Annotated in this window: 5 protein-coding genes; 1 reads left to right on the top strand and 4 read right to left on the bottom strand. The window is 37.7% G+C overall.

Annotated elements, in window-relative coordinates; genetic code table 11:
* Positions 1-498: 498 nt before the first annotated feature.
* Positions 499-1,383: a radical SAM/SPASM domain-containing protein gene (locus ACIQ1H_RS20325; RefSeq protein WP_173479608.1), complete on the bottom strand. Its 885-nt coding sequence runs from the start codon at positions 1,381-1,383 to the stop codon at positions 499-501.
* 211 nt (positions 1,384-1,594) lie between these two features.
* On the opposite strand from ACIQ1H_RS20325, the gene ACIQ1H_RS20320 reads away from it, so the two are divergent.
* Positions 1,595-2,029: a hypothetical protein gene (locus tag ACIQ1H_RS20320; RefSeq protein ID WP_402891441.1), complete on the top strand. Its 435-nt coding sequence runs from the start codon at positions 1,595-1,597 to the stop codon at positions 2,027-2,029.
* Positions 2,030-2,102: 73 nt separating this feature from the next.
* Here the strand turns inward: ACIQ1H_RS20320 and ACIQ1H_RS20315 are convergent, their stop codons facing one another.
* From ACIQ1H_RS20315 to ACIQ1H_RS20305, 3 genes are all read right to left on the bottom strand, one after another.
* Complete coding sequence (locus ACIQ1H_RS20315; protein ID WP_402891438.1) at positions 2,103-3,500, bottom strand: SpoVR family protein; 1,398 nt, start codon at positions 3,498-3,500, stop codon at positions 2,103-2,105.
* 49 nt (positions 3,501-3,549) lie between these two features.
* On the bottom strand, positions 3,550-4,716 hold the full coding sequence (gene yhbH, locus ACIQ1H_RS20310) for a sporulation protein YhbH (RefSeq protein WP_173479611.1): 1,167 nt from the start codon (positions 4,714-4,716) through the stop codon (positions 3,550-3,552).
* Positions 4,717-4,881: 165 nt separating this feature from the next.
* Positions 4,882-6,777 (bottom strand): PrkA family serine protein kinase, encoded by a 1,896-nt coding sequence (locus ACIQ1H_RS20305; RefSeq protein ID WP_173479665.1) that lies wholly within the window; start codon positions 6,775-6,777, stop codon positions 4,882-4,884.
* Between the last annotated feature and the right edge of the window lie 39 nt (positions 6,778-6,816).

Genomic DNA, 6,816 nt, shown 5'->3' with positions numbered 1-6,816 from the left:
TGCTTTGCATTCTAAACTAACAAAGGAAAAATCCACGTAGACTCCTGCGGGAACGCACACAGCGTAAGACGCAGCAAGCCGCGCGTTAGCGAGGGTTGCGGCTTACGTGTGTGCCCGCGGAAAGCGCAGTGGATTTTTCCGTTTTAGGAACTACTACTCTTATGCCATGGGGCTATACGATGTGCCAGTCACCCATACAATTTCGATGCTTTGCATTCTAAACTAACAAAGGAAAAATCCACGTAAACTCCTGCGGGAACGCACACAGCGTAAGACGCAGCAAGCCGCGCGTTAGCGAGGGTTGCGGCTTACGTGTGTGCCCGCGGAAAGCGCAGTGGATTTTTCCGTTTTAGGAACTACTACTCTTATGCCATGGGGCTATACCGTGTGCCAGTCACTCATACTATTTCTATGCTTTGCAGAAAGCGACCGTCCGCAACGGATATCGACGGTCACAGCAAGATTAGTGCAGTCAAAGTAACACTTTTCTCTTTTACCCTATTCGCCTTCCATACCGAACTTCTGACGATAGCCGCATTTTTTGCATAGCTCTTCAACCGCTTCTCGTCGTGAAAAGCCATCGACTAAATTATTGGCACGCTCGCCTTCTACAATTTCACTAAAGGACTGCTCATGTACATTCCCTAAATTAATAACACCTTCTCCATCAAGACAACATGGCACAACTGTACCATCTACAAGAATGGCAGCTTGGCTGCGTAATGCGTGACAAAAGCCTTTTCCTTCATCCTCTGGCGCAAGTAAACTTGGCCATCTAAATTCATGATCTTGGTTTAAATACACATTGTTCGCAATTTTTACGCCCTTACCTGGCTGAACTTTCTCCTCAATGCGAAAATCAAGATGATATTCATTTTCTAAAATTTCTAATGTTTCACGGTTTCTTCTAGCAGCTAGATCTGAAACATGATCCTGCTGTAAATTCCACAGACGATACGAAATAATTGTGTTAAATTCTTTTGCTTCGCGCACAAAATCTAAAATATCCCCTAAATATTTTTCTCGATTTTCAGAGCCTTCATGACCATCAAAGCTATGTAACGAAAAATTAATTTGTCGGAGTGCAGGCTTGCCCAATAGCTTTTCACGATTCTTTTTTATAAGTGTACCATTCGTTGTAATATTCACCTTAAAGCCTTTGTCATGCGCCGCATCTAGTAGCTGATTAATACGTGGATGTAAAAGTGGTTCACCTTTCACATGCAAGTAAATGTATTTAGTATGAGGACGTATTTCATCAAGAATTTTGTTAAACTGTTCTACCTTGATAAGCCCTTTTGCACGCTCAGTTGGCGGGCAGAAACTACAAGCTAAATTACATACACTTGTTATTTCTATATATACCTTTTTAAATGTTTTCAACGTTTATTCACCGTTCCAGTTCCATAGATATTCATATAATCTTATTCATTTTAACAAATTTTCGTTATGTCTTGCAGAAATTCATTTTGAATAACTACAGCTTTCCATAATATCTTTAATATTTCCTTTTAAGTATAAGGCTACACGTACAAGTAAACTTCTAAGAAATTAATACTTTAATAATAATACTTAAAAGAAAGGAGTGAAAACTATGACAGGTTTTTATAATCCCCGCAAAAATTCTCATAATCCTAATGAACCTGAAAGAAATCATTCTAATAAACAAGCGAAAAATGACATTACCATAAATATTACCTTTAATATTGGCAACACAGAAAACCGTTTTGAACAAAGAGCTGAAGGTGGTGGGCAAATCAATAAGGAGGTTGGCACAAATGCTAACCAAGGTGGGCAAAATGCGCTAAACCATAGCCAAACAAGAAATCTTAAATCGCAATTTGCGGATGGCAATGGCAGAAGTGGTATCGCAGGAAATAATAACGATGAAGCTGGTGGACAGCAGGGGCAAAAAGTTCGTGATAGTTTAGTAATCGATAGTGATATACATTCGACTTCAACTCAACACCTAGATGTTGAAGATGAGCTACAAGACACAGTTGAAGATGAACCCACTGAAAACAATTAATAAAATTACCTCAATAAAAAAAGTAAAACTTCTATCTATAGGAATTTTCATCCTACCTGATAGAAGTTTTGCTTTAGACCGAGCGCTTATAATTTTTTGTACCATCATACGAATAGAGCATCGGTTTTCCCTCAACAAATGTCTCTAAATGCACAGGACGCCCCCATAATTGATAAATATAAGGCAATACATTTTCTAAATAATGAGGATCTAGCTCCATCCCTTCAAAACCATGCACTAAATATAACTCTCCATTTCGGAGATAATCGCCATTTTTCACAACAATATATGGGAACCCTCCATTGACGCGCATCGACACAAGCTGATCACGAACCATTTCATGATCTTTGTCTGTAATACGATATTCATTACCCTTTTTCTGGAACAAATATAGATCCTCTTGCTTTGCTAAATCCTTTGTTAAATAGTTGCGAATAAAGGAAATATCCGATTCAATTTCTCGCACCTCAAACATCTTTTCACGTCCGCTATTTGGTAGTACTCCACGTTTTAGCATTTCTTCACTTGGATTATTATAGCGTTTTTCAATATCCTCAAATATTTTCAAGCCTAAATAATAAGGGTTGATCGATGTTTTGGATGGCTGCACAACACCAGCGTTTAACTTAGCGTATTCTATCGTCTCCACTGTCGTTAAATTCAGTTCACGCATAATTCGTTGATGCCAAAAGGATGCCCAGCCTTCATTCATTATTTTCGTTTCTAATTGAGGCCAAAAATATAGCATTTCCTCACGCATCATTGTTAAAATATCCCGTTGCCATCCCTCTAATTCACGACTATGCTCCTCAATAAATAGCAATAAATCTTTTTCAGGTTTCATTGGAAACGGCTTGATTTTTCTACGTACGGACCGCTGATCTTTTTCCTTATTATCTAAACTCCAAAGATCATCATACGGAGATTTGGTAGCAATAATTTCTTCGTCCTGTTCTTCCTCTTCAGAAGCTAGCTTTGTTCTTAATAAAGAAGGATCAATATGTTCTTGTATAGCTAATATCGCATCTAAAAACTGTTCGACCTCTTCCTTACCATATTCCCTTTCATAGCCAGCAATCCGTTCTGCTGTTGCCGTCATACTCTCTACCATATCTCGCCTTGTATTCGAGAATCGTACATTGTTTTTAAAGAAGTCACAGTGTGCTAACACATGCGCAATAATTAGCTTATTTTGTGTAAGTGTATTCGTATCGAGTAAAAATGCATAGCACGGATTTGAGTTAATAACAAGCTCATATATTTGACTTAGCCCTAAGTCATATTGCAGCTTCATCTTATGAAATTGCTTTCCAAAGCTCCAGTGGGAAAAACGCGTAGGCATACCATATGCGCCAAATGTATAAATTATATCTGCAGGACATATTTCATAACGCATTGGGAAAAAATCTAAACCAAACCCTGTTGCAATTTCTGTTATTTCATCAATCGCACGGTGAAGCTCCTTCTCCATTTTTCAACCTCCTCCTCTGGAAAAATGAATGCTTCGCACCTTCCTAATATTAATTTTCATTTTGCAATTCATGTTTTTGGAAAAAACTTTTTAAGGCATCATAGACATCGCCTTTTTTCTTTAATATATGGTACCTAAACTTTGGATCATCAATTTTTTTATACGTATACATTAATGTCGAAAAACGATTATGTTGATTGACTTCGCCATATCCAAACATGCTTGATACGTCCATCAATTCATTAACGAGCTTTAAACATTTTTCATTATCCATTGAAATGTTTTCGCCATCTGAAAAATGCACAGGATAAATATTGTAACGACTAGGATTATACTTCTCACGAATCAACTCTAACGCTTTAATATAAGCTGAAGAACAAATCGTTCCTCCACTTTCCCCTTTTGTGAAAAACTCTTCCTCTGTGACTACTTTAGCCTCTGTATGATGTGCAATGAATTCAATTTCAACTGTTTCATATTTCGAACGTAAAAATCTCGTCATCCAAAAGAAGAAGCTTCTAGCGCAATATTTTTCAAAGGCACCCATTGAACCACTCGTATCCATCATTGCAAGAACGACTGCCTTTGATTCAGGCTTCTCCACTTCATCCCATGTTTTAAAACGTAAATCATCATTATGAATTGGTGTAATTTGTGCTTTCCCTTCCATGGCATTGCGTTTCAGCGCATTCAATATTGTACGCTTCTTATCCACATTCCCCATAAGCCCTTTTTTCCTTATATCATTAAATTCAATCTTTTCGGTTTTAATATCTGCTTTTTCTTTTTGCTGTAAATTAGGAAGCTCCAGCTCTTTAAATAACACACTTTGAATTTCTTCCATACTTACTTCTGCTTCATAATAATCTTGACCAGGCTTGTCACCAGCTTCTTTTCCATTTCCATTGCCTGGCTGTTTACTACCGTCCCGCGCAACGACATCCCCTACACTACTATCACCTTGTCCTTGACCGACATGCTTAGAATTATCATAGTTGTATCGAATTTTATATTCATCGAGGGAGCGTATCGGTATTTTAATTACCTCACGACCATTGGACATGACAATACTTTCCTCACTGACTAAATCGGGTAAATTATTTTTAATCGCATCTTTAACCTTTTCCATATGACGTTGCTGGTCTTGGTGCCCTTTACGATGGAGGGACCAATTTTCCTGAGAGATGACAAAACCCTTATTTTCGTTTTCAGTCATTTTTATCCTCACCCATCTATCAAATTCGCTTTTTCTATACTATGCTAGTAATCCGCTTTATTGAACTTTTTTAGAGAAATAAAAGGAGTGCCCTTAAATTGGGACACTCCTATTACGTCTATCAATTACGCTAGTGCATAATTGTGGCTGCCACTAAAATGAAAACTATCGATTCAGTAAGCTTCCTACATATTGTAATAATTCATTTGCTGACGTTGTATTATAGCCATGTTCATCGACAAGTCTTGCCACAACTTCATTAATCTTTTTCAACTGTGACTCATCAGGCATTTTTGAAGAAGTCGTAATTTTTACAACATCTTTTAAATCAGCAAATAATTTCTTCTGAATCGCTTCTCGTAATCTATCATGAGAATTATAGTCAAACCGCTTTCCATTTCTCGCGTAAGCCGAAATACGAATTAATATCTCCTCACGGAATGCCTTTTTCGCATTTTCAGAAATCCCAATTTGTTCTTCAATGGAGCGCATTAATTTTTCATCTGGATTCATTTCTTCACCAGTCAAGCGGTCAAAAATTTTATTTTTATTACAAAATGCCTCTACATTATCGAGGTAATTATTCATTAACGTTTTTGCAGATTCCTCATACGAATAAACAAACGCTTTTTGCACTTCATTTTTAGCAATATCATCATACTCTCTTCTTGCTACTGCTATATAGTTCATATATTTTTCACGATCTTCCTGTGATATCGAAGCATGCTGATCAAGACCATCCTTCAGTGCTCGCAAAACATCCAATGCATTAATCGATGGAATTTCTTTTCGAATAATAGCTGAAGAAATACGATTAATAATATACCGTGGATCAATACCGTTCATGCCTTCATTCGGAAACTCTTTTTTAAGCTCCTCTAAGTCAACGGAATTAAATCCCTCCACATTTTCTCCGTCGTACAAGCGCATTTTTTTTATAAGATCCACACCTTGTTTTTTCGGAACTTCCAGTCTCGTTAGGACCGAAAAGATTGCTGCGGCCTTCAATGCATGCGGCGCAATATGCACATGTGACATATCACTTTCATTAATCATCTTTTCATAAATCAATTCTTCTTGGCTCACTTTTAAATTGTAAGGTATTGGCATGACAATAATACGGGAGTGTAATGCTTCATTCTTTTTATTTGAAATAAAGGAACGATATTCTGTTTCATTCGTATGGGCTACGATTAGCTCATCCGCGCTAATCAATGCAAACCTTCCTGCCTTAAAATTCCCTTCCTGTGTCAGTGATAATAAATTCCATAAAAACTTTTCATCTAGTTTCAGCATTTCTTGGAATTCCATCATCCCTCGGTTTGCCTTGTTTAATTCTCCATCAAAGCGATAAGCACGAGGGTCTGACTCTGAGCCAAATACACCAATTGTTGAGAAATCAATGCTACCTGTCAAATCCGCAATATCTTGAGATTTTGGATCAGAAGGTGTAAAGGTTCCTATGCCCACACGTCTGTCTTCTGAAAAAGTGATACGCTCAATGATGACATTTTCAATACGTCCATCGTATTCTTTTTCAAGACGCATCGTATTTAAAGGCGATAAGCTGCCCTCAATTCGTATTCCATACTCTTTAAAAAAGTCATTCCGTAAATGATGTGGAATTAAATGCAGGGGATCTTCATGCATTGGACATCCTTTAATTGCATAAACTGCTCCCTCTTCCGTACGCGAGAACTGTTCAAGTCCACGCTTTAACAAAGTCACAATCGTTGATTTTCCTCCACTTACTGGCCCCATCAATAACAAAATACGTTTTCTAACATCTAATCTTCTCGCTGCTGGATGGAAATATTCCTCCACCAGTCTTTCAATTGCTGACTCAAGCCCAAAAATTTCTTGCCCGAAAAATTGATACATTTTTTGCCCATCGCGTTCCTCTACACCAGCGCTTTTAATCATATTGTAGACGCGAGAATGGGCTGTTTGAGCAACTTCAGGTCTTTCCTTCAGAATGCTTAGATAATCTGCAAATGTACCTTCCCACTTCAGTCGATTTTCTTCTTCGCGATAGCTCTTCACTTTATCTAAAATGTTGATAGCCTTCCCTCCATTCAGGGCTTGATTTATAACATAGTA

The organism is Lysinibacillus sp. NPDC097279 (assembly GCF_044761745.1).
In the GTDB taxonomy this organism is placed as follows: Bacteria; Bacillota; Bacilli; order Bacillales_A; family Planococcaceae; genus Lysinibacillus.
This window is presented reverse-complemented; position numbering and strand designations above follow the sequence as displayed.

Coding starts and splice junctions, on each gene's coding strand:
- ACIQ1H_RS20320 (WP_402891441.1), top strand. CDS start 1,595: ATGACAGGTTTTTATAATCCCCGCAAAAATTCTCATAATCCTAATGAA.
- ACIQ1H_RS20315 (WP_402891438.1), bottom strand. CDS start 3,500: ATGGAGAAGGAGCTTCACCGTGCGATTGATGAAATAACAGAAATTGCA.
- yhbH (WP_173479611.1), bottom strand. CDS start 4,716: ATGACTGAAAACGAAAATAAGGGTTTTGTCATCTCTCAGGAAAATTGG.